This window comes from Arthrobacter alpinus (genome assembly GCF_001294625.1).
In the GTDB taxonomy this organism is placed as follows: Bacteria; Actinomycetota; Actinomycetes; order Actinomycetales; family Micrococcaceae; genus Specibacter; species Specibacter alpinus_A.
This window is the reverse complement of the sequence record NZ_CP012677.1, coordinates 1,106,593-1,126,882: the sequence shown is the minus strand read 5'-3', so window position 1 is coordinate 1,126,882 and position 20,290 is coordinate 1,106,593. Positions and strand designations below refer to the sequence as shown.

General features: G+C 61.0%; 23 protein-coding genes. 8 read left to right on the top strand and 15 right to left on the bottom strand.

Annotated features, from left to right (window positions below; all coding sequences use genetic code 11):
• Positions 1-304: 304 nt before the first annotated feature.
• The 6 genes from AOC05_RS04875 to AOC05_RS20395 all read right to left on the bottom strand — a co-directional run bounded on the left by AOC05_RS04875 (position 305) and on the right by AOC05_RS20395 (position 5,411).
• Positions 305-1,162, bottom strand: coding sequence for a hypothetical protein (locus tag AOC05_RS04875; RefSeq protein WP_062006127.1), 858 nt, complete (start codon positions 1,160-1,162; stop codon positions 305-307).
• A gap of 243 nt (positions 1,163-1,405) precedes the next feature.
• Positions 1,406-1,681 (bottom strand): hypothetical protein, encoded by a 276-nt coding sequence (locus tag AOC05_RS19290; protein ID WP_157374905.1) that lies wholly within the window; start codon positions 1,679-1,681, stop codon positions 1,406-1,408.
• Positions 1,682-1,948: 267 nt separating this feature from the next.
• Entirely contained in the window at positions 1,949-2,536 is a 588-nt protein-coding gene (locus tag AOC05_RS04865) for a tyrosine-type recombinase/integrase (protein WP_230085591.1), read from the bottom strand.
• 458 nt (positions 2,537-2,994) lie between these two features.
• Positions 2,995-3,156 (bottom strand): hypothetical protein, encoded by a 162-nt coding sequence (locus tag AOC05_RS18750; protein WP_420480376.1) that lies wholly within the window; start codon positions 3,154-3,156, stop codon positions 2,995-2,997.
• 181 nt (positions 3,157-3,337) lie between these two features.
• Positions 3,338-3,598: a GlsB/YeaQ/YmgE family stress response membrane protein gene (locus AOC05_RS04860; RefSeq protein WP_062006120.1), complete on the bottom strand. Its 261-nt coding sequence runs from the start codon at positions 3,596-3,598 to the stop codon at positions 3,338-3,340.
• A gap of 1,687 nt (positions 3,599-5,285) precedes the next feature.
• Entirely contained in the window at positions 5,286-5,411 is a 126-nt protein-coding gene (locus AOC05_RS20395) for a hypothetical protein (RefSeq protein ID WP_257720355.1), read from the bottom strand.
• 212 nt (positions 5,412-5,623) lie between these two features.
• Between AOC05_RS20395 and AOC05_RS04840 the strand changes: the two genes are divergently transcribed.
• Positions 5,624-6,145: a DNA-binding protein gene (locus AOC05_RS04840; RefSeq protein ID WP_062006112.1), complete on the top strand. Its 522-nt coding sequence runs from the start codon at positions 5,624-5,626 to the stop codon at positions 6,143-6,145.
• Positions 6,146-6,455: 310 nt separating this feature from the next.
• On the opposite strand, the gene AOC05_RS04835 is transcribed toward AOC05_RS04840, so the two are convergent.
• The 3 genes from AOC05_RS04835 to AOC05_RS04825 form a co-directional block, all read right to left on the bottom strand.
• Positions 6,456-6,641 carry a CsbD family protein gene (locus AOC05_RS04835; RefSeq protein WP_062006109.1) on the bottom strand — a complete coding sequence of 62 codons (186 nt, stop codon included), beginning with the start codon at positions 6,639-6,641 and terminating at the stop codon, positions 6,456-6,458.
• Between the two features lie 119 nt (positions 6,642-6,760).
• Positions 6,761-6,961, bottom strand: coding sequence for a transcriptional regulator (locus tag AOC05_RS04830; protein WP_062006107.1), 201 nt, complete (start codon positions 6,959-6,961; stop codon positions 6,761-6,763).
• A 193-nt stretch (positions 6,962-7,154) separates the two neighbouring features.
• Positions 7,155-8,066, bottom strand: a complete 912-nt coding sequence (locus tag AOC05_RS04825) for a glutaminase (protein WP_062006105.1) — start codon at positions 8,064-8,066, stop codon at positions 7,155-7,157.
• Between the two features lie 483 nt (positions 8,067-8,549).
• Between AOC05_RS04825 and AOC05_RS20390 the strand changes: the two genes are divergently transcribed.
• From AOC05_RS20390 to AOC05_RS20020, 4 genes are all read left to right on the top strand, one after another.
• The gene (locus AOC05_RS20390) at positions 8,550-8,672 is read left to right on the top strand and encodes a hypothetical protein (RefSeq protein ID WP_257720354.1); all 123 of its coding nucleotides are present in this window, start codon (positions 8,550-8,552) and stop codon (positions 8,670-8,672) included.
• Between the two features lie 44 nt (positions 8,673-8,716).
• Positions 8,717-9,022, top strand: coding sequence for a hypothetical protein (locus tag AOC05_RS20030; protein ID WP_231687180.1), 306 nt, complete (start codon positions 8,717-8,719; stop codon positions 9,020-9,022).
• 188 nt (positions 9,023-9,210) lie between these two features.
• Complete coding sequence (locus AOC05_RS20025) at positions 9,211-9,765, top strand: sulfatase-like hydrolase/transferase (RefSeq protein ID WP_230085589.1); 555 nt, start codon at positions 9,211-9,213, stop codon at positions 9,763-9,765.
• 24 nt (positions 9,766-9,789) lie between these two features.
• Entirely contained in the window at positions 9,790-10,029 is a 240-nt protein-coding gene (locus AOC05_RS20020) for a hypothetical protein (protein ID WP_230085588.1), read from the top strand.
• Between the two features lie 30 nt (positions 10,030-10,059).
• On the opposite strand, the gene AOC05_RS04815 is transcribed toward AOC05_RS20020, so the two are convergent.
• The gene (locus AOC05_RS04815) at positions 10,060-13,113 is read right to left on the bottom strand and encodes a bifunctional [glutamine synthetase] adenylyltransferase/[glutamine synthetase]-adenylyl-L-tyrosine phosphorylase (protein WP_062006104.1); all 3,054 of its coding nucleotides are present in this window, start codon (positions 13,111-13,113) and stop codon (positions 10,060-10,062) included.
• A gap of 8 nt (positions 13,114-13,121) precedes the next feature.
• Entirely contained in the window at positions 13,122-14,462 is a 1,341-nt protein-coding gene (gene glnA, locus AOC05_RS04810; RefSeq protein WP_062006103.1) for a type I glutamate--ammonia ligase, read from the bottom strand.
• A 167-nt stretch (positions 14,463-14,629) separates the two neighbouring features.
• Here glnA and panB point away from each other — a divergent pair, with 167 nt between their 5' ends.
• Entirely contained in the window at positions 14,630-15,532 is a 903-nt protein-coding gene (gene panB, locus AOC05_RS04805; protein WP_062006102.1) for a 3-methyl-2-oxobutanoate hydroxymethyltransferase, read from the top strand.
• A 24-nt stretch (positions 15,533-15,556) separates the two neighbouring features.
• On the opposite strand, the gene AOC05_RS19285 is transcribed toward panB, so the two are convergent.
• The gene (locus AOC05_RS19285) at positions 15,557-15,727 is read right to left on the bottom strand and encodes an SPOR domain-containing protein (protein ID WP_154605268.1); all 171 of its coding nucleotides are present in this window, start codon (positions 15,725-15,727) and stop codon (positions 15,557-15,559) included.
• Between the two features lie 131 nt (positions 15,728-15,858).
• Between AOC05_RS19285 and map the strand changes: the two genes are divergently transcribed.
• On the top strand, positions 15,859-16,737 hold the full coding sequence (gene map, locus AOC05_RS04800; RefSeq protein WP_062006101.1) for a type I methionyl aminopeptidase: 879 nt from the start codon (positions 15,859-15,861) through the stop codon (positions 16,735-16,737).
• A gap of 54 nt (positions 16,738-16,791) precedes the next feature.
• Positions 16,792-17,586, top strand: coding sequence for a polyphosphate--glucose phosphotransferase (gene ppgK, locus AOC05_RS04795; RefSeq protein ID WP_062006100.1), 795 nt, complete (start codon positions 16,792-16,794; stop codon positions 17,584-17,586).
• Positions 17,587-17,701: 115 nt separating this feature from the next.
• Here the strand turns inward: ppgK and nrdR are convergent, their stop codons facing one another.
• From nrdR to AOC05_RS04780, 3 genes are all read right to left on the bottom strand, one after another.
• Positions 17,702-18,187, bottom strand: a complete 486-nt coding sequence (gene nrdR / locus AOC05_RS04790; protein ID WP_062006098.1) for a transcriptional regulator NrdR — start codon at positions 18,185-18,187, stop codon at positions 17,702-17,704.
• A 32-nt stretch (positions 18,188-18,219) separates the two neighbouring features.
• Positions 18,220-19,590 carry a histidinol dehydrogenase gene (hisD, locus tag AOC05_RS04785; RefSeq protein ID WP_062009395.1) on the bottom strand — a complete coding sequence of 457 codons (1,371 nt, stop codon included), beginning with the start codon at positions 19,588-19,590 and terminating at the stop codon, positions 18,220-18,222.
• 92 nt (positions 19,591-19,682) lie between these two features.
• Complete coding sequence (locus AOC05_RS04780) at positions 19,683-20,276, bottom strand: hypothetical protein (protein WP_062006096.1); 594 nt, start codon at positions 20,274-20,276, stop codon at positions 19,683-19,685.
• Positions 20,277-20,290: the final 14 nt, after the last annotated feature.

The following is a 20,290-nucleotide window of genomic DNA, read 5'->3' as shown; positions in this document are numbered from 1 at the left end:
AGGCGACCTCGGTTCCCGAATTTCGGACCGAATCCATAGAAACGGAGAATGCGCATTGGAACAGAACGGACAGTCTTACGCTACGGCCCAAGAGATGGCCGCCAAATACCGAATTTCTGTCCACACCGTTCGCAGCAGGGCGGCTGGTGGGCAATGGCCATGCGACCGCATCGGCCGCCTCTATCGTTTCTCTCCTGAGCAACAAGAAGAGATTGCGCAAATCGTCGCTATCGGTCGACGGCCCGCATATGACAAGGATCGTATCGCCGTAGCGCTGCGACTGCTTTCCGAACGGGGCACCCGCTTAGAGCTTTAGGCTCTTGATCCAGTCCGGCGTTTTTCCGAACGCTCTACCCGCTTCTTTACGAAGGCTGTTGGCGCCGCGCTCGTCTCCTGCCCGCTCAAGGGCATCAAGCGCCCGTCCCAGAATCTCTGAAAGTCGAGCATTGTCGGCTCTTGCGCGGGATAAGGTTGACCACTGCGCCTGCGCACTTTCGCCGCACCAGCTACGGACAATGTCCCATGCAACCTTTTGTGTCTCATATTCGGGCCAAGGTTTCTCTAGATCAATGACTTGTCGTGACTTCATGGGCTTGTAGTATCCAAATTCCTCCGCCGAATCACTCCAAGATTCGACATCTCGCTCAATCATGTCTAGGACAGCTTCGGGGTGCACCTGACATTTGGCCATGGCGACCGTCTTCATTGCCGGCCAGGGCAGATACGTGACCCCTTGCTCTTCGAAGCCACCCTCGAGGAATAGCTTGGACTCAGTGATTTGCATGAGTTCGCAGAGAAGTGGCGCATCATTCGTCTGGAGGATCCCATGGTCACGGTCGCGGGCCAGGGCGTCTTCCATGGTTTCTGTTATTACTAGAGCTGCAGCGGAGAGGAGGCCGAGTGGCACGCCCCAGCGTCCGCTCTTCGCTTTGGCCCATCTTTGTTCTCGATCGACGAATGCTTGGCGCTCAGCCCATTTTGCCTTCAGGTAAGGCCGTCCAACCCACTCGACTTCCCCTGCATTGGGACCGTCCTCAAACTGCACACGAACCTTGCGATGGCCACTCTGCGAGACCACCTTCAGAACGGTCGCTTCCTCGAATGGCAGGCTCCCTTTGCGGTACGCCCATCGCTCACCCTCAGCTATCGGCTCCATTGCCATGCGAGCAGCCTAACGGCGCCATCTGTTGAAGGGTAGGGACTTCCAGAAGCACCTCCCCCTGCATCACTTTATGGAGCCTCAGAGGGAAGCGCCTCAAACCAATCGTTGAGCTCTTCGGCCCCAATGATCGGTCTGCTAGTCGGGTAGTGAGCAACCAACTTCCCCAACTTGATGTGGGCCCGAATGACATCTGCGCTCACTCCGTATGCCAGGGCAGCTTCCTGAACCGTGTAAGCCCGCTTCTTATCCAATTCGAGCCATCGCCTTGTCAATTTGAGCCGAAGAAACCGTGCGGAGAAGTGCATCTATTCTGCCGCGCTGACCCCGCCTTGATGGCAGTGGCGGATGGACGATCATCGACTTGTAAATCTCCTCAACCTGAGCCTGACTGAAAAGATACCGGTGACCGTCCTTGAGGTGGGGCCATTTGCCGCTTCTAGCGCGGCTTCGAACGTGTTCGCTTGAACAACGAAAAATGGCACCAACTTCACCGGTGGTGTGCAATTGAAAATTATTCATGTGTTGCATCCTAGTCCGCAAACAGTCCGCAAGAGGGACGCAATAGCCCCGTTTCGGCCAATCACGGACAACACCGAAATGCCCTAGAATACGCGGCGGACTGCGGTTCTCAACTTCACCCAATTACCCGCTGGGACTTCGAGCTCTACTACGGCTGCTAGCTAGAACACTCGGGAATACTGGGGTTAGTCCGCAAGAGAACAACCTTGGGGCAAAAAGAAGGACCGGAACATTGCGTTCCGGTCCTTCTTTTCTTTGCCCTAAACCTCATGAGACCGACTTCTTTTCCTGTCCGCCAAGTGACTTTTTTCGGGCCGCGAGAACGCCGGCAACTGCAGTCCTTGAAGCCCCGTCGTTGTCGGGCCACATGTGGCTGTAAGTGTCGAGCGTGGTCTTGGCTGATGCATGCCTCAACAGTGCCTGGACGACTTTTACGTCCAAGCCTTCAGAGATCAGCAGCGATGCAAAGCAGTGCCGCAAATCATGGCAACGAAAACCATCCGGCAGACCATCGACGGTTGCCCTAGCGTCTCGGAATCGAGTTTCGAACGTGTAGGGGGTGATGGGTCGGCCATGTTCTGCGGCGACTATCGTTTCCTCAAAGGACGGCTTCGCTGCTGGTGTGAAGATTGACGCGACCGTGGCAAGTACCAAGTGATGGCCCGGCCCGTGGCCGTATCCACGCAGGAGCAGAACCTCCGCAGCGCCAGTGTGCGGACAGCGTTCGCCGGGGCCCTTGCACTGTTCCTGCTGCTGAATGGCGTCCTTGCCGTCGTTGAGACACTGCGACCCTATGAAGCGCATATCCCAGGGGTGGGTGTTCGTGGCCCTCAACGGGGCATTCGTTGCCGTCACGGTCCTGATCGCGCTCGTGACGCGTGTGCTTGCAGTGCCCGGCGTGAACGATTGGCTACGAAAGTACGCCAAGTGGCTCGCACCCGGAGACAATATTCACCCAGGCCAGCACCCCCCGCGGATCCAGAGCTCACCGACTGGCACGACGCCACCTTTTAGCAGCACCTTGCCACACCCTTTCCTCGCGGATCGGTGGGGCTCTTTTTTGTGCCCAAATATCGTTGCGGATCCTCACGGCGCCAACGCTGGGCACTTTCGGAAAACTGGCGGCGGATTCCAAAATTTGGCACCATCGGGGCATTAGAGCTATTGACACGTGTGGTAATTTCAACAATTCTGTGTATCGATTTCATAACTTCGAATATCCACGCCGGACGCTATTGACGCCGCACCAAGCAACGGCGCCAGACACGACAATGCCCCCGACTCCAACGAGCCGGCGGCCTGTCTTTCTTGGGTCATTCGAGGGCGAGCCCAGTCAGTGCAGTCTCGATCATCGCAGCGGCGCGGAAGTGCGCGTCTGGGACAAGATGCCTATACGTCTTGACGGTGGTGATGATCAACTCATGACCCAGCCTGTTGGCCAGCTCGAACAAGTTCATCCCGCCAGCGATCATCATGGATGCGTGCGAGTGCCTGATGTCGTGAATGCGTGGGCGGAGTTCAAAGCCAAGCTCGCTGTCATCAGCCGCTGTCGCAGCCTTTACCGCACCGTACTAAGCATCCAGCCACTTGCGAAGTGCATAAGAAAAGGGAGGCTCCGACCCGTTCTTTTATCGGAACCCCCCTCATGTGCAGCTATTAAGCCTTCTTGCGAGTCAACATTCCCCAGATAACCAGGACTATCAACGAACCAACAATCGCGAGCAACCACGTTGAAAGCGACCAGAACTCGTTGATACCCACATTGAACAAGGCACCACCAATCCAGCCACCCAAAACGGCGCCAACAATTCCCAGCAGCAAAGTCGCGATCCAACCACCACCCTGCTCACCCGGCTTAATCGCTTTCGCAATAGCGCCGGCAATCAGACCCAAAATAATCCAACCAATGAAACCCATGTCTTTTCTCCATTCGGATGAAGGTACTAGTTCCAGCATCAAACCGCGATGCACCCGACAACCTTACTGAACGGTAACGAGAACATCAAATCGACAACCCTCACGCCACTAGGACAACCCGTGCTCATAGTCAAAGGTCAAGCGCTCCATCGAATGGAGGCGGCAGTCGGGTGGGGAAGTCACTGCTACCCGCCCTAGCACCGCCACGCGTTCTGGCATCCCAGCCCGCTTTTCTACTGCGATGACAGGGACGATCAACGACGAATATTGTCCCAGTAACTGGGGTAGAGCCCAAGAAACGGAGGAGGCGAGTTGGATCGATCCAACAACCGCACGCCACACCTCAGGAAATGGCAGCGAAATACCGCATCTCTGTCGACACCGTTCGAATCAAGGCGGCGGGAGGTGACTGGCCGTGTGATCGCATAGGCAGGGTCTATCGCTACTCCTCCGCACGGCAGGAAGAGACTGCACGAATCGTGGCCGTTGGTCGACGGCCACCCTATGACCGGGACCGTGTCACTGCGGCGATCCGGCAGCTTTCAGAACGAAGCACCCGCTTTGAGCTCCGGGTTCTCTATCCCTAGCGATGCTGCCTTATCCAGCCCGGCCCGTTTACGAAGGCCCGACCGGCTTCTCCTCGCAAGGGAGCTGCATGGTATTTCCTGTCTGTATTCTCGAGATGCCACATGGCTCGTTCCAGGATGTCGATGAGTCGGGCTTTTGCGGATCTGAGACGCGCAAGTTCCGCCCATTGGTCTAGCGGCAGTTGCCCCCATCAGTCTCTGATCACTTCCCAGGCAAGCGTTTGAGTCTCATATTCTTGGAAAGGTCGATCAAGGGCGACAGCTCCGCGATGCCCAATCGGCTTGTAGTACCCATTTTCTACTGCTATCTGGCCCCATTCTTCAGCCTGGCACTCGACCATCTCCAGAATGGCAGCAGGACTTTTCACGCACTTGTCAACCGCAATAGTTTGCATGACAGGCCATGCTAGATAGGTACATCCATTTTCCTGCAACCCAACCCCGCCGAGTAGTTCGGAAGTGGTGAACTGAGCGAACTCTGCCAAGGCTTGGAGGTTGCTTGTTCGCAGGACCCCGTTTGAAAGATCCTAGGCCAATGCGTCATCCATGGCCTCTGTGATTACAAGTGCGGCGGCCTCTCGGAACCTGGCCGGCTAATCCGGAGATTGATCCTTCGCTCGTGCCCATCCCTGCTCCTGCTCAATCTCAATGAATGCTACTTTCTCATTCCACGGCGCCTTCAGGGATTGACGTCCTACCCACTGAATTTCGCCCCCATTTGGTCCATCCTCAAACTGGATCCGAACCTTACGATTGCCACTCTGCGAAACCACCTCGAGCACGGTTACCTCTTCAAACGGGAGTCTCCCCTTACACGGTAAGCCCACGCCTCGTCCTTAGCTATATGTGCTATTGCCATGAGAGCAGCCAAGCGGCGCCATCGTCGGAAGTTTAGGGGCTGCCCTCAGAGTCTCCCAGCCTTCGCATTACGAGGCCTCTGAGGGGAGCCCGTCGAACCAATCTCTGAGTTCGGCAGCTCCAATGATCGGTCGGCCGTCGGGTATCGGGCAATCAACTTCCCCAACTTGACATGCGCCCGAATGACGTCTGCGCTCACCCCGTAGGCCAGAGCAGCTTCCTGAACCGTGTAGGCCTGCTTTTCATTCAATTCGAGCCATCGCCTTGTCAATTTGAGCCGAAGGTACCGTGCGCATTAGTGCGTCTATCCGGCCGCGCTGGCCTCGGAGTTTTGGCAATGAGGGCTTGGCCACCACTTCAATGCTCATTAGAATCTCCTCAACTTGCTTCTGTGAAAAGTGGTACTGGAGCCCGTCACGATAGTGAGGCCAAGCGTGCGTACTCGCTCGTCGATATACGCGATCAAGAAAGCATCCAAATATCACTGCTACCTCGTGGGCCGTGTAAAGCGTGAAGTCGTCCATCAACTGAGAATACATACCGATGCTTCGAACAGTCGCCTAGTGTCGGTGACCTGAACATGAATGCGGAGCGAGTTGAGAAACCGATACTGGCCTACAACCTTGAAGAAGCCGCTGAAGCTACGGGGTACAGCGTGGGTACTCTGCGTATTGCAATACGGCGTAACGACCTTCTCGCCAGATACGCAAATACCAAGGCAATTATTCTTGCTGACGAGTTGCAGGAATGGCTACGATCTCTCCCCACCGAGCCTAAGGGTGGACATGCGCCCCTGAGTAGCCTCGTTGAAGACGATCCGGAGTGGCCAGGGCCGTTCGACCGCACCCCGATCCCTGCTGAGCCTCGGTACGAACGGTCGGCTAAAGCAGTTTTCTGGACACCCGAAGAAGTTGCGCCGGAGCTGGGTGTCAGCAAGTCAGCACTGCGTCAGTTCGCCAAACAGACCGGCTTCCATAGCCGAGTTGGTAAAAGGATCATGTTGCACGCGGACGACGTAACCCAACTGGTCGCTTGGATGCGTGAAAGGCAAGACAAAAAGGACCAGTGGTGGGTTGAGCCAGAAAAAGACCCTTGGTCTTAGGCCTAGTCCGCAAACAGTCCGCAAACAATCCCCAAGAGGTCCGCAACTGCCCTGTTTCGGCCAATCACCCACAACACGAAAAAACCCTAGAACACGCGGCAGACAGCGGTTCGCAACCTCACCCAATTAGCTTTTGGGACTTCGAGCTCTACGACGGCTGCTAGTCCCCACTTCCCGGCCTCAACAATCGCTGGGGCGATTCTTCAAGAACCTGGGCAGCGTGGGCCCACCACGCGTTAGACGCTAGAAGGGCCGGAACAAGATGTTCCGGCCCTTCTAGTGTCCCGTTGCGCGAAAGTGGTTCGCGTGTCTACTTGCCGAACACGTCTTTGGCTGCGTCCTTGATGTGCTCGCCAGCCTGCTTGGCTTTCGCTGAGGCCTGTTCTGCTGCGCCCTCTGCCTGAAGCTTCTCATTGTCGGTGGCATCACCGACGGTTTCCTTAGCCTTACCGGCCGCTTCCTGTGCCTTGTTGCTGATCTTATCTCCGAGTCCCATGGGACCTCCTTCAATATGAATCCAACGTGGTAACACTCTTGAAACTACGTAACCAAGCTGGGAATTCCCTGAACGCGTAGGTCCCAAGGACCCATGCGCCGGTGTCCATCGCCCTTGAGCTAACGCTTCCCGTACTTCTGGTGGACGGCCTGCTTCGATACTCCCAGGCACAGCGCAATGGCCTCCCACGACAATCCCACCGATCGCGCCCTGGCAACCATTTCCAATTCTGTCGTGGACAAGTACTTGCGCAGCTCGGCCACGGCGTACAGCGCCTGCGCCGGGCTCTTGTCGTCCATGTTCCCCAACAACGTTTTCATTGCAGCAACCTCCTGACGTCAACGCTAGTTGACGCCGACGTTGGATGTCAATAGTCATTGACGGCTGAAGGATGGTGTACCAGCGCTTACAGCAGCTAGTGCACGATCCGCCGCGGCCCGGACCACTGGACCCATCTTTAGCAGCGTCAGGGTCACACCATTGCAGGCATTTGCCCTAACAAAATCCGAAGGCCTAAAAGACCGACCATCCCGTACGTGTGGTCAACTCACTCAGTGCCGCGATGCCGGCCAGCGAGTTGCCATTGCTGTCAAGGGAAGGACCCCACACGGTAATGGAGCAGCGGCCGGGCACAATCGCCACAATGCCACCACCGACCCCACTTTTGCCTGGCAGCCCCACCCGGTAGGCGAACTCCCCCGCCGCGTCATAGGTGCCGCAGGTGAGCATGACGGCGTTGACGCGCTTGCTTTGATCGGGCATCAGGAAGGGTGTGCCGCCGGAGGAGACTCCGTCGCGTGAGAGGAAACGCGACGCCCTGGCCAGGTCCTCGCAACTCATTTCCAGCGCACACTGGTTGAAGTAGTTCTCCAGCACCAACCCCACCGGGTTTTCCAGGTTGCCGTAGCTTGCCAGGAAGTGTGCCATGGCAGCGTTCCGATGGCCGTGCTCGGCTTCCGAAGCGGCCGCCACCGGATCAATGTCCACCGTAGGATTGCCAGATTCTTTCCGCAATAATCCGCGGACGGAGGCTGCGGCGTCGCCGGTGAGGGAAAGCAGACGGTCGGTCACCACCAGAGCCCCCGCGTTGATGAAGGGGTTTCGGGGAACGCCCTTGTCTGCTTCCAGTTGCACCATGGAATTGAAAGGATTTCCGGAGGGCTCCCTCGCCACACGCACCCAAATCGAGTCGTAGTCATAGGACATGACCAGCGCCAACGAAAAGACCTTGGAAATACTTTGGATGGAGAACGGTTTTTGCCAGTCCCCGGCACCGTAAACTGCCCCGTCGGCCATGGCTACACACATGCCAAAGTTCTCCGGTGGCACCCTCCCCAGACTCGGGATGTAGGAGGCCACTTCGCCATAGCTCGTCAGCGGCGCAACCATGGCCACGATTTCTTCAATGGTGCCTTGAATATCCATAAATCCCACTCCCGGGCCAGCGGAGGCCAGCGTACCGCTTTCGTCAATCTACCCGGAGTTTGGCACAGAGCCCTGAGATCAGTCAGTCTCCGGACACCGGCAGTACTGGCAATCGTCGTCGCACAGGAGCCCGCCATGGGGCACAGCCGCGTCAACGACGCGCCCTGGGGCAGTCATTTGGCGCGGGGCAGCTGTGCATAGGGGACTGATTCCAGCTGCGGGTGGAGCAAATGTTTGTGACACTTCGGGGTCTCCTTTGACTCCTGGATCGGAATACAGCAGGCCCATCGCCGGCGGAACGGGGCCTGTTTCAAACATAGTGTGACCTACACCTCTTTATCGTTGACTCAATTAACAAGAAATCACGCAGGAAATTGTGCATAGCTCCAATTCCGGCAGGGGGCGGGCCCTGCGGGTGCGGACGGTAGGCTGAAAAGGGTTTGCGGTAGCACGCCGCACAGTTGCATCGTAGGAAACCAGACCGTGAGCAGGCCTAATGTGATCTTGATTTGTGTCGACGAGCGGCGCGGGGACGCCCTGGGTGCGCAAGGACACCCGTATGTTCAGACGCCACATCTGGATGAGCCGGCCTCTAAGGGTGCCTGATTCCGGCGCGCCTATTCCGCCACCCCACCTGTGTTCCGGCCCGCGTGGCCCAGTTCACCGGCCAGTCACAGGAGCGCCACGGCCGGGTGGGCTACCAGGAAGGTGTCCCGTTCGACGCAGTCCATCCGGTGACGCTGCGGGGTGATTTCCGCCGGGCAGCCTACCAGGCCCAGGCCAGCGGAAAAATGCATGTTCATCCGGAACGCAGCCGGGTGGGATTCGACGACGTGCTCTTGCACGACGGGTTCCTGCATTTTGCCCGCAAAGAACACAAACTCAACTTCAGGTTCTTTGACGACTACGTTCCTTGGCTGCGGCGTCGGCCCGGGGTTGGTCCCGACGAGGAGTAGTTTGATCATGGGGTCGGGTGTAACTCAACGGTGGTCCGGCCGTGGGGCAAGGCCGAACGCTTGCATCCGACGTCATGGGCTGGCGCCCAGGCGATCGACTGGCTTTACCGATGGGACCCGACGACGCCGTTTTTCCTTTGCCTCTCATTCCACCGCCCGCATCCACCTACGATCCGCCGGCATGCGCCATGGAGATGTATCTGGACATACCGGCCTTCAACCGCCGGCTCGGTGACTGGGAACACCATTACGAGTCGGCGCGCACCAACGGCAACCACCAACTTTCATTCGGGACGCTGTCCGCGGCCGCCATGCACCGTGCCCGTGCCGGCTACTACGGTCTCATGACCCACATCGACCTACAGCTCATGAGCCTTCAGGTAGCCCTGACTGGCGTTGAGCTGAATGAGAACACCATCATCGCCTTCACCTCGGACCACGGGGAAATGCTCGGCGACCACGACTTTTACCGCAAGGCCGTTGGCCATGAGGGCTCAGCCCGAGTTCCATTGATCATCATGCCCGCCCCCAGCGACGCCGCGGCGCTCCATGGCGCAGTGGTGGATGAAGTGGTGGAACTGCGCGACATCATGCCCACGCTCCTGGATTTGGCCGGCGTGACCGTGCCGGATTACTGCGACGGCAAATCTCTGGCCAGGTTCCTACGCACGGACGTGGGCGCCACGGATCCGCAACCTTGGCGGGAGTGGCTGCATGGGGAGCACGTGTACTTCGGGCAATAGCTGCCAGGGGTCACCGACGGGCACGTGAAATACCTGTGGGCCTCCGAATGGGGTACCGAAGAGCTCTTTGACCTCGACGCGGAACCGGAGGAAATGCGCAACCTCGCTCCCCTTCCCGAGCATGCAAGGCTACTGGGCTTGTGGAAGGGCCGGCTCATCCAGGACCTCACAGGGCAGGAGGAAGGATTTGTCCAAGATGGTGAGCTCGTTACGGGCGCGCAAGTGGTCACCGTCATCTCCCATACAAGGGCCCTGATTCCCTAGGGCGGCGGCTAGCTCGTCGAAATCCCGAGCCTACCCGTAGAAGTGCTTCTCAAAAACCGCCCGCGCCCGCCGGGTGAGGCCCAGGTAGTCTTCCTCGAACGCAGCGGCCTGGCCCGGCTCGTACCCGCACCAGCGGGCCACGGCCTCCAAGTCGCGCCGAGAGGAAGGCAACATATCAGAGGGCTTGCCCGTCCAGATGACGTTGGCGTTACGGATCTTCCCGGCCAGGCGCCAGGCGGACTCCAGCAACTGTGCCTCCTCCGCCGCAATCAGGCCCAGCTCACAGGCCGCGTAAAGGGCCGGCAATGTGGCGGTGGTGCGCAGCGCCTCGTGGGCATGGGCGTGTTGCAGTTGCCACAGCTGGACGAGCCATTCGACGTCACTCAACCCACCGCGGCCAAGTTTTACGTGCCGTGCCGGGTCGGCGCCCCGAGGCAACCGCTCCGACTCCATCCTGGCCTTGATCCTCTTGATCTCCCGCAGCTCAGCTTCGCCCAACAGCGACGGGTAGCGGACAGGATCCACCATCCGCACGAAGTCCGTTGCCAGCTCATCGGAGCCGGCCAGGGGCAGGGCCCGCAACAGCGCCTGAGCCTCCCAGGGTGAGGACCACCTGGCGTAGTACTCCTTGTAGGCATCGAGGGAACGAACTATGGGCCCATTCTTTCCCTCGGGGCGCAGATCGGCGTCAACACTGAGCACCCGTTCGGCCTGGATGGCCGGGCGCACCGGTTGCGTCAGCATCACCATCAACTTAGAAACCAGCAACCGGGCTTGTTGCTGGGCCTGCCCGCTGTCGGCACCCTCAACGGCCCGGTGAACAAAGAGGACATCGGCGTCGGAACCATACCCGATCTCGCGTCCACCCTGGCGCCCCATCGCGACCACCAAAAGGCGGGTCAGTGCCGGTTCCCCCGCATACACATCCGCTTCGGCCACGAGCAGGGCGCCCAGGACGCTCGCCCTGTCGGCGTCACTGAGGGCTGCACAGACCTGGTCCTGGGTGAGCAGGCCCGAACAGTCGGCGATGGCAATGCGAAGAATTTCACGCTGCCTGATCAAGCGAATGAGTCTGATGGCATCGGACGGTTCCGGGTGCCGGGACATCTTGGACTGGATCTCCGCCCACTGCACGTCAAATGACAAGGGAACCAGCTCCTTGTCATTGCCAAACCATGCCGTAGCTTCCGGCGAGACAGCCAACAAGTCGGTGACCAGGCGGGAGCTGGAGAGGACATGGCAGAGCCGTTCGGCCGCTGCCTGGTGATCCCGGAGCATGCCCAAGTACCAGTGGGAGGTACCCAACGCCTCGCTCACCCGCCGGAAAGCCAGCAGGCCCGCGTCCGGGTCGACGCCGTCAGCCAGCCAGCCCAGCAGCACAGGCAAGAGCTGGCGTTGCAGCGCCGCCCTGCGGCTGACCCCGGCCGTCAATGCCTCGATGTGGCGTTGCGCACCAACTGTGTCGCGGTAGCCTAGGGCCGCCAGGCGGGCGCGTGCCGCATCGGTGGCGAGGGCCAGGTCCTCGGCACTCAAATGCGCTGCCGTCGCCAAAATGGGGCGGTAGAAGATGCGTTCGTGGAGGGTGCTGACGCGGCGCTTGACCTTGGCCCAGTCATCCAGCAGCGACTGCGCGCTGGGCCGCTTCAGCGACATGGGACCGGCCACGGCCCGGGCCAGGGCACGCAATTGTTCCGGGGCCGTGGGCATCAGGTGGGTGCGGCGCAACTGCACCAGTTGGATGCGATGCTCTAAAACCCGCAGGTACCTGTAGGACTCATCCAGGTGTGCCGCGTCGGTGCGGCCAATGAAGCCGGCCTTGGTCAGCGCGGCGATGGCCCCCGTGGTGGCCTTGACTCGCAGCGACTTATCGTTCTTGGCGTGCACCAGTTGCAGCAGTTGCACCGTGAACTCAACGTCGCGCAATCCGCCCTTGCCCAGCTTGATCTGCCGGCCCGCCTCCGAAGCCTTGATGTTGGCCGTGACGCGCCGGCGCATGGCCTGCACGGAGGTGACAAACCCCTCCCGCTCCGACGACGTCCAGATCAGCGGTGAAATGGCTTCTTCAAAACGCTCGCCCAGCTCTGCGTCCCCGGCAATCACACGGGCCTTCAGCAGCGCCTGAAACTCCCAGTCATGAGCCCACCGCTGATAGTAGCTCAGGTACGAGTCCAGGGTCCGCACCAGGGGCCCGTCCTTGCCTTCGGGGCGAAGACTAGCATCCACTTCCCACAGTCCAGGCTCCCGTTCGGGCGCGTAGATGGTTTGGGAGATCGCCGCGGCCAGCGCATTGCCCACGGTCACGGCGTCCGCCTCCCCGGCCCGCCCGCCGTCGTTCACGCCAGGAGGTGCGGTCTCAATCACGTACATGACGTCGACGTCGGAAATATAGTTCAGCTCACGGGCGCCACACTTGCCCATGCCAATGATGGCAAGGTGCACCCTCGCCACGGCTTCGGCACAGAAGACCCCTGCCACCTGGGCCCGTGCCACCGCCAGGGCACCCTCCATGGCAGCCGCGGCCAGATCCGCCAGCTCCGCCCCCACTAACGGCATGACATCCTGCGGTGAGGCCGCGCACAGGTCCCTGATGGCCAGCTCGCACAGGTGCCGCCGGTACCGGGTGCGCAGGGCCAGGCGCGCCGCACAGCCGGTCATGGTGGCCAGCGGCATGCTCGACGCCGGATCCGCACCCACAGCCTCCAGCAGCGAGGAACGCAGTGCCGCACCATCGGCGGCCACGGGTTCGGGCGAGCTGGGCATGTCCAGGACATCGACGTGCTCGGGGTGCCGGATCAAGAAATCCACCAACGCCTCCGAAGCACCCAAGAGCCTAAAGAGGGCCTCATTGGATTCGACTTCCCCGGACTCCGGATGCGTGCGCGTTAATTTGGAGTAGACCTCCGGCGCGGCGCTGAGCAGCCGGACCAGGGACTGGACGGCCAGGTCCGGGTCGTTGGCGACGCGCAGGGCCGCCAACAGCTCCGCTTGGTCCAGCTCGGCAAGTTCGCGAAAGCCCAGGAACCTCTCACTTTTTTCCAGATCGGAGAAACCGTGGGTGATCAGGGTGCGGGTAAGGGAACTCATGGTGGGTGTTAGAGCACCCCCAGGTATCGGTTGATCTCGTAGGGGGTGACCTGCAAACGGTATTCCTGCCATTCGGCGCGCTTGTTCCGCAGGAAGTGTTCAAAGACCTGCTCGCCCAGGATCTCCGGCATGAGCTCGGACTCCTCCATGAGCCGGACGGCGTCGTGCAGGCTTGACGGCAAGGGATCGTGGCCCAGGGCCCGGCGCTCGGCGCTGCTGAGCGCGCCAATGTCCTCCACGGCCGCCGGTGGCAGCTCGTAGCCTTCCTCGATCCCCTTCAACCCGGCCCCCAGCAACACCGCATAGGCGAGGTAGGGGTTGGCAGCCGAGTCGATGCCCCGGTATTCAAGCCTGGCCGCTTGGCCCTTGCCTGGCTTGTACAGCGGCACCCGCATCAGCGCCGAACGGTTGTTGTGCCCCCAAGACAGGTAGCTGGGGGCTTCCCCGCCACCCCACAGCCTTTTGTAGGAGTTCACGAACTGGTTGGTCACGGCCGTGAATTCCGGGGCGTGCTTCAAAATGCCGGCCATGAACTGGCGGGCGGTCGTGGAGAGCTGGAATTCGGCGCCGGGCTCGTGGAAGGCGTTGGTGTCACCTTCGAAGAGGGAGAAATGCGTGTGCATGCCGGAGCCGGGGTGTTCAGAGAAAGGCTTGGGCATGAACGTGGCGTAGCTGCCCTGCTGAATGGCGACCTCCCGGATCACCGTGCGGAACGTCATGATGTTGTCGGCCGTCTGCAGCGCGTCGGCGTAGCGCAGGTCAATTTCGTTCTGGCCGGGGCCACCCTCGTGGTGGCTGAACTCCACGGAAATCCCCACGTCCTCCAACATGGTCACTGCCGTGCGGCGGAAGTCCTGGGCCACACCTCCTGGCACGTGGTCAAAGTAGCCTGCCTGATCCACCGGGATCGGCTTGCCGTCGGGTCCGGGCTGATCTGATTTCAGCAGGTAAAACTCGATCTCCGGATGCGTATAGCAGGTGAAGCCCATGTCGGCGGCCTTGGCCAGAGTGCGCTTGAGAACGTTACGGGGATCGGCTGCGGAGGGTTCGCCGTCGGGCGTCAAAATGTCGCAGAACATGCGTGAGGTCTGCTCGGTTTTCCCACGCCAGGGCAGAATCTGGAACGTTGACGGGTCGGGCTGGGCCAGCATGTCCGACTCAAAGACACGGGCCAGGCCCTCAATAGCGGATCCGTCAAAGCCCAGTCCTTCCTCAAAAGCTCCCTCCACCTCGGCCGGGGCCAGGGCCACTGACTTCAGGCTGCCCACCACGTCCGTGAACCACAAGCGCACAAACCGCACGTCGCGTTCTTCGATGGTGCGCAACACAAATTCCTGCTGACGGTTCACTGCGGGCCCCTTTTGTCGTTGCCGCTCTGCCTACTGAAACAGCTTTTGTTATGGCCCTTCCAGCACTGGTTCTCACCACCGCATCAAGGCCCGTACGTCCATACTCTACTAAGGACTTCTGTGCCTCCTTGACTAAATTCCTCGCCGAGTCGTAATAAGCTCTATCCATGGCCCCCACTAGTTCCCCAGACTCAGCTGCGCCCGTTAGCAGCACCCCCGCACACCGTGTTCCCGCCGAGGTCACTGCCCCGTACGGTTCGGGCATTCCGGCCACCACGGCCAGGATTCGGACCCACCACTTGCAGGCCGCCAAGCTCAACGGCCAAAAGTTCGCCATGCTGACTGCCTACGACCAGTACACAGCACAGATTTTTGACGAGGCCGGCATCGAGGTGCTGCTGGTGGGTGATTCCGCCTCCAACAACGTCCTGGGCAACGAGACGTCCTTGCCGATCACGCTCGATGAGATGATCATTTTCTCCCGCGCAGTCACCGCAGGGTCCAAGCGTGCCCTGGTGGTGGCCGATCTGCCGTTCGGCAGCTACGAGCAGTCCCCCGAGCAAGCCATCGCTTCCTCGGTGCGCCTGATGAAGGAGGGCTTGGTGCATGCCGTGAAGATGGAGGGCGGCGCCTACTACGCCCCGACCGTGCGAGCCCTGACCCAGGCCGGCGTCCCGGTCATGGCCCACATTGGTTTCACCCCGCAGAGCGAGCACATGCTGGGCGGTTACCGGGTACAGGGCCGCGGTGACGCCGCCGCATCCATGGTGGAGGACGCCGTTGCCCTCGCTGACGCCGGCGCCTTCTGTGTGCTGATGGAAATGGTTCCGGCCACCACGGCCGTTGCCGTTGAGGCCGCGGTTTCTGTGCCCACAGTAGGCATTGGCGCCGGCAATTCCACCACCGGGCAGGTGCTGGTGTGGCAGGACATGGCCGGGCTACGGACCGGTAAGATGGCCAAGTTCGTCAAGCAGTATGCTCAGTTGCGCACAGTGCTGGCCAACGCCGCCAAGGAGTATGGTGACGAGGTGCGCAACGGCGTGTTTCCCGGCCCCGAGCACACCTTTTAGTCCCCACGTCCTCCCTAACCTCGCTCAGTCGTCTTCGTCCTCGGCGGCGTCGGCGGCTTCGTTGTTGCGCCGCACCTTCTCGAGAGCCGCTTCGGCGTCGGCTCGGGTTTCGTAAGGGCCGATGAGCGACTTCCAACCGGACTGGGCGTCCACTTCAACTTCATGCGTTTGAACGTTGTACCAATATTGCGGCATGGTTTCTCCCTCGGTTGCTAGTGCAGGTACTTGCCATCCTAGGCCCACGCGCATCGATCGCTTTATCCCGGAAAATCTGCGCTGAAACGGACTTCTGCGTAAGGCTGCTGCAAAACTTATAGGATAGGTTCATGTCTTCCACAGTTTCTTCTGCCCCGCTCGGCACCTTGGTCCCTGGTTCCGTGAGCCCAGCACTGTCAGTCCCGGCCTCCATCCCCCGCCCCGAATACGTGGGCAAAGCCGGTCCTGCACCATTTACCGGCTCCGAGGTCAAGGATGCACAGACCTTGGAGAAGATCCGGATCTCCTCCAAAATTGCCGCCCAGGCTATTGTTGAGGTTGGCAAGCACATTGTTCCTGGCGTCACCACCGATGCCCTGGATCGCATTGGGCACGAGTTCTTGCTGGACCACCAGGCCTACCCGTCCACCCTGGGCTACAGGGGCTTCCCCAAGTCACTGTGTTCGTCCTTGAACGAGGTCATCTGCCACGGGATCCCCGACAGCACCGTGCTGAAGGACGGGGACATCCTCAACATCGACATCACTGCTTTTAAGAACGGTGTCCATGGTGACACCAACTTCACGTTCCTGGTGGGCGAGGTCGACGAGGAGTCGCGTCTGTTGGTGGAGCGAACCCAGGAGTCTTTGAACAGAGCCATCAAGGCGGTTGCCCCCGGGCGTGAAATCAACGTCATCGGGCGCACCATCGAGTCCTACGCCAAGCGTTTCGGTTACGGGGTGGTGAGGGACTTCACCGGCCACGGCGTGGGCGAGGCCTTCCACACGGGCCTGATTATTCCGCACTATGACGCGGCCCCGGCCTACAACACCGTACTCCAGGAGGGCATGGTGTTCACCATCGAACCCATGCTGACACTGGGCGGGATCGAGTGGGACATGTGGGACGACGACTGGACTGTTCTCACCAGGGACCGCAAGCGCACAGCCCAGTTTGAGCACACCATGGTGGTCACGGCCACCGGCGCCGAGGTCCTCACCCTTCCCTGACCGGCTGTACCGCCCGTCGCCGCCCTTAGTTGCAAACAACGTTTGGAGTCCCGAATGTCCAAGAATCACCGGCACACAACCACCGTCATTGGTATCGACATTGGCGGCACCGGCATCAAGGGCGGGATCGTGGATTTGTCGACGGGCGAGGTGTGCGGCGAACGCTACCGGATCGACACCCCGCAACCATCTACCCCCCTGGCCGTGGCCAAGGTGGTCAAGGAAATCGTGGACGAGCTCATGACTCGCGACCACGCCCCGGACAAGGACGCCCCCGTGGGCATCACCTTCCCAGCCATCATCTCCCACGGCATCGCCCTCTCGGCAGCCAACGTTGATCAGTCCTGGATCGACGCCGACGTCGACGCGATCTTCAGCCAGGAACTGGGCCGGGACGTGCAGGTCATGAACGACGCCGACGCCGCCGGGCTCGCCGAGGCACGCTACGGCGCAGGCGAAGGCGTCAAGGGAACCGTTCTGGTCATCACCCTGGGCACCGGCATCGGCTCCGCGTTCATCTTTAATGGCAAGCTAATCCCGAACGCCGAGCTGGGCCACCTGGAACTGGACGGCTTCGACGCCGAGTCCAAGGCCTCCGCCAGCGCCCGGGAACGCGACGGGCTGAGCTGGGACGAGTATGCGGTGCGCCTGCAACGCTACTTCTCCCACGTGGAATTCCTGTTCTCCCCGGAACTGTTCATCGTCGGCGGCGGCATTTCCAAGCGCAGCGAGGACTACTTGCCGCAGCTGAAACTACGCACCCCCATCGTCCCGGCCAAGCTCGCCAACAACGCCGGCATCGTGGGCGGGGCTCTGCAGGCGGCCATGCACTTCAAACTCACCAAATAGCACTGTGGCAGGATCCAATCGGGGTGCAGCCACCGGAGTGGGCGGGCGCTAGGAGACCAGGTCGGCTCTGACCCGTGAGCTGTGGCGGCTTAGATGTCCCCTAAGCCGCCACAGCTCACGGGTTGCCGCCCCCGAAGGCTTTCCCGGCCTGGGCCGGGTATTCGTGCCGGAGCGATTCGATGGAACGCTCAAAGTCTTCCAGGGAATCAAACGCCTGGTAGACGCTGGCGAAGCGCAGGTACGCCACAAGGTCCAGCCTTTTCAGTGGATCCAAAATGGCCAGGCCCACGTCATTGGCGTCGATCTCCGCCGCGCCGCTGGCACGGATGGACTCTTCAACTTCCTGGGCCAGTTTGGCGAGATCGTCGTCGGTCACGGGCCGGCCTTGGCAGGCTTTGCGCACACCGCTGATGACCTTGCTGCGGCTGAACGGCTCGGCTACGCCAGAACGCTTGGTCACTGACAGGCTTGCCGTCTCGACGGTGCTGAAGCGGCGCCCGCATTCGGTGCACTGGCGACGGCGCCGGATGGAGGAGCCGTCGTCGGACAGGCGGGAATCAACTACCCGTGAGTCGGGATTACGGCAAAACGGGCAGTACATCCAGATCCTTTCCAGTAGCGGTTATCTTCAGTCTAGGCGAAGCGGAGGGCCACAGCGTCGCCGTGGGCCGGCAGCCCCTCGGCTCTGGACAAGGTCACCACGTGATCGGCCACCTCCGCCAGTGCCGCCTTGTCATAGTTGATCAGTTGCACGGCGCGCAGGAAAGTTGTCACGTTCAGTCCGGAGGAGAACGCGGCCGTGCCACTGGTGGGCAGGACGTGGTTGGAGCCGGCGCAGTAGTCGCCCAGGCTCACGGGGCTGTAGTCCCCCACGAAAATGGCTCCGGCGTTGGTGATTTGTGCGGCCACCTGCTGGGCGTTCTCCGTGACAACTTCCAGGTGCTCGGCGGCGTACGCGTTGCAAACCGCCACCCCCTGGGCCAGGTCATCGACTAGGACAATCCCCGACTGCTGCCCGGACAGGGCCGCTTCCACCCGTTCGCGGTGGGTGGTTGTGGCTACCTGAATGCGAAGCTCTTCTTCGACAGCAGCCGCCAACTCCGCGGAGGTAGTCACCAGGACGGAGGCTGCGTTGGGGTCGTGTTCGGCCTGGCTGATCAAGTCAGCAGCGACAAAGGCGGGGTTGGCGCTGTGATCGGCGAGCACGGCAATCTCGGTGGCCCCGGCTTCGGAGTCAATGCCAACAACGCCCTTGACCAGGCGCTTGGCCGTGGCCACGAAGATATTGCCTGGGCCTGTGATTACATCAACTGGTTCCAGCTCGGCGCCGTCGCCGTTGGCCGTGGTCCCGGCTGGCACTCCATAAGCAAAGGCGGCAATGGCCTGCGCTCCGCCCATGGCATAGACCTCGTCGATGCCGAGCAGGGCTGCGGCGGCGAGCACCGTAAGATCGGGCAGGCCGCCACATTCTTTTTGCGGTGGCGAAGCGAGGGCCACCGAGCCGACACCGGCGGCCAGGGCCGGCACCACGTTCATGATGACCGAGGACGGGTAGGCTGCCAGCCCTCCGGGGACGTAAAGTCCCACGCGACGCACGGGAATCCAGTGCTGGGAGACTACGGCGCCGTTGGCGATGGGAAGGTCAACATCGACGGGGCGCTGGGCAGCAGCGAAAACCCTCGCCCGCGCAATGGACTCCTCCAGGGCGGCCCGCACGGCCGGATCCAGGGATTCCAGGGCCTGCGCCAACGCCTCCGCCGGGACCCGCGGATGCACCTGGGTGACGCCGTCAAACTTTTGGGCCAAGTCTGCCAAAGCAACAAAACCGCGCCCGCGCACGCCTGCGATGATGTCCGCCACGGTGGTCTCGGCGGTTCTCACGGTGGACACGGCTGTCCGCGGGACGGCACGCTTGAGCTCCGCTAAAGACAGGCTGCGACCGCGCAGGTCAATCCGGGCCAAGGAGAAATGGGTTCGCGCACCCCGCCCGGCTTCTGGGCTGATAGCAGGATCGGTGGACACGGCAGATTCAAGGTTGCTCACACTGCCCAAGTTTATACGGCGTTGCTGGGCACGGAAACCGGTCCAGCGGCGGTTCAGTTATCAGCGCTCGTAGGGCGGAGCAGCGCGGCCACAAGACGGTAGAGGAAGACCACCCCGGCGGTGACCAGAGGCCACACCAGCATCACTGACGCCGCGCGAAGGGAGAACACAATGCTGGGATTGGCCATGTTGGCGGGAGGTGTTTGAAACAAGTCGCCGGCAAAAACACCCACGCGCCAGGCGATGGCGGAGCCCAGCAGAGCACCAGCGGCGGCAGCCAAGAAACGCGCCGTGGAGTGTTCCTCACCGCCCGGCTTTACCGCCGCACGCAGCAATAACACGGCCGTGCCCAGTCCGGCGAGCACACCAAAGCTGGCAAGTACCAGATCCCTGCCAAACCAGATGGTGTAGTCCTTACCGGAACCGTAAAATGCCCCGCCGGGGGCTGCCAGCCACCACAGGACACCCACGGCCACACCACCCACTGCGGTCAGCAGGAGCCAGCGCCGCCAAGTGGCCGGAGGCGCCTGGGTCAACTCTGCCGGCACGCCCTGCGCATAGGCGCTGGGCGGGTAGGTGATGGGTGGGTACGTGCCCGCGGCGTCGCTCCCAGAGGGTGTTGTGCCCTGAGGCGGAATTTCACTCATGCTCCAACCTTAAC

Excerpts from the sequence above, each read along its gene's own strand:
- map (WP_062006101.1), top strand. The coding sequence starts at position 15,859 with ATGTCTTCCACAGTTTCTTCTGCCCCGCTCGGCACCTTGGTCCCTGGT.
- AOC05_RS19290 (WP_157374905.1), bottom strand. The coding sequence starts at position 1,681 with ATGAATAATTTTCAATTGCACACCACCGGTGAAGTTGGTGCCATTTTT.
- ppgK (WP_062006100.1), top strand. The coding sequence starts at position 16,792 with ATGTCCAAGAATCACCGGCACACAACCACCGTCATTGGTATCGACATT.
- AOC05_RS04830 (WP_062006107.1), bottom strand. The coding sequence starts at position 6,961 with ATGAAAACGTTGTTGGGGAACATGGACGACAAGAGCCCGGCGCAGGCG.
- AOC05_RS20025 (WP_230085589.1), top strand. The coding sequence starts at position 9,211 with ATGGAGATGTATCTGGACATACCGGCCTTCAACCGCCGGCTCGGTGAC.
- AOC05_RS19285 (WP_154605268.1), bottom strand. The coding sequence starts at position 15,727 with ATGCCGCAATATTGGTACAACGTTCAAACGCATGAAGTTGAAGTGGAC.
- AOC05_RS04815 (WP_062006104.1), bottom strand. The coding sequence starts at position 13,113 with ATGAGTTCCCTTACCCGCACCCTGATCACCCACGGTTTCTCCGATCTG.
- AOC05_RS20395 (WP_257720355.1), bottom strand. The coding sequence starts at position 5,411 with ATGAGCATTGAAGTGGTGGCCAAGCCCTCATTGCCAAAACTCCGAGGC.
- AOC05_RS04825 (WP_062006105.1), bottom strand. The coding sequence starts at position 8,066 with ATGGATATTCAAGGCACCATTGAAGAAATCGTGGCCATGGTTGCGCCG.
- AOC05_RS04840 (WP_062006112.1), top strand. The coding sequence starts at position 5,624 with ATGAATGCGGAGCGAGTTGAGAAACCGATACTGGCCTACAACCTTGAA.
- AOC05_RS04835 (WP_062006109.1), bottom strand. The coding sequence starts at position 6,641 with ATGGGACTCGGAGATAAGATCAGCAACAAGGCACAGGAAGCGGCCGGT.
- AOC05_RS04875 (WP_062006127.1), bottom strand. The coding sequence starts at position 1,162 with ATGGCAATGGAGCCGATAGCTGAGGGTGAGCGATGGGCGTACCGCAAA.
- AOC05_RS04860 (WP_062006120.1), bottom strand. The coding sequence starts at position 3,598 with ATGGGTTTCATTGGTTGGATTATTTTGGGTCTGATTGCCGGCGCTATT.
- AOC05_RS18750 (WP_420480376.1), bottom strand. The coding sequence starts at position 3,156 with ATGATGATCGCTGGCGGGATGAACTTGTTCGAGCTGGCCAACAGGCTG.
- nrdR (WP_062006098.1), bottom strand. The coding sequence starts at position 18,187 with ATGTACTGCCCGTTTTGCCGTAATCCCGACTCACGGGTAGTTGATTCC.
- AOC05_RS04780 (WP_062006096.1), bottom strand. The coding sequence starts at position 20,276 with ATGAGTGAAATTCCGCCTCAGGGCACAACACCCTCTGGGAGCGACGCC.
- panB (WP_062006102.1), top strand. The coding sequence starts at position 14,630 with ATGGCCCCCACTAGTTCCCCAGACTCAGCTGCGCCCGTTAGCAGCACC.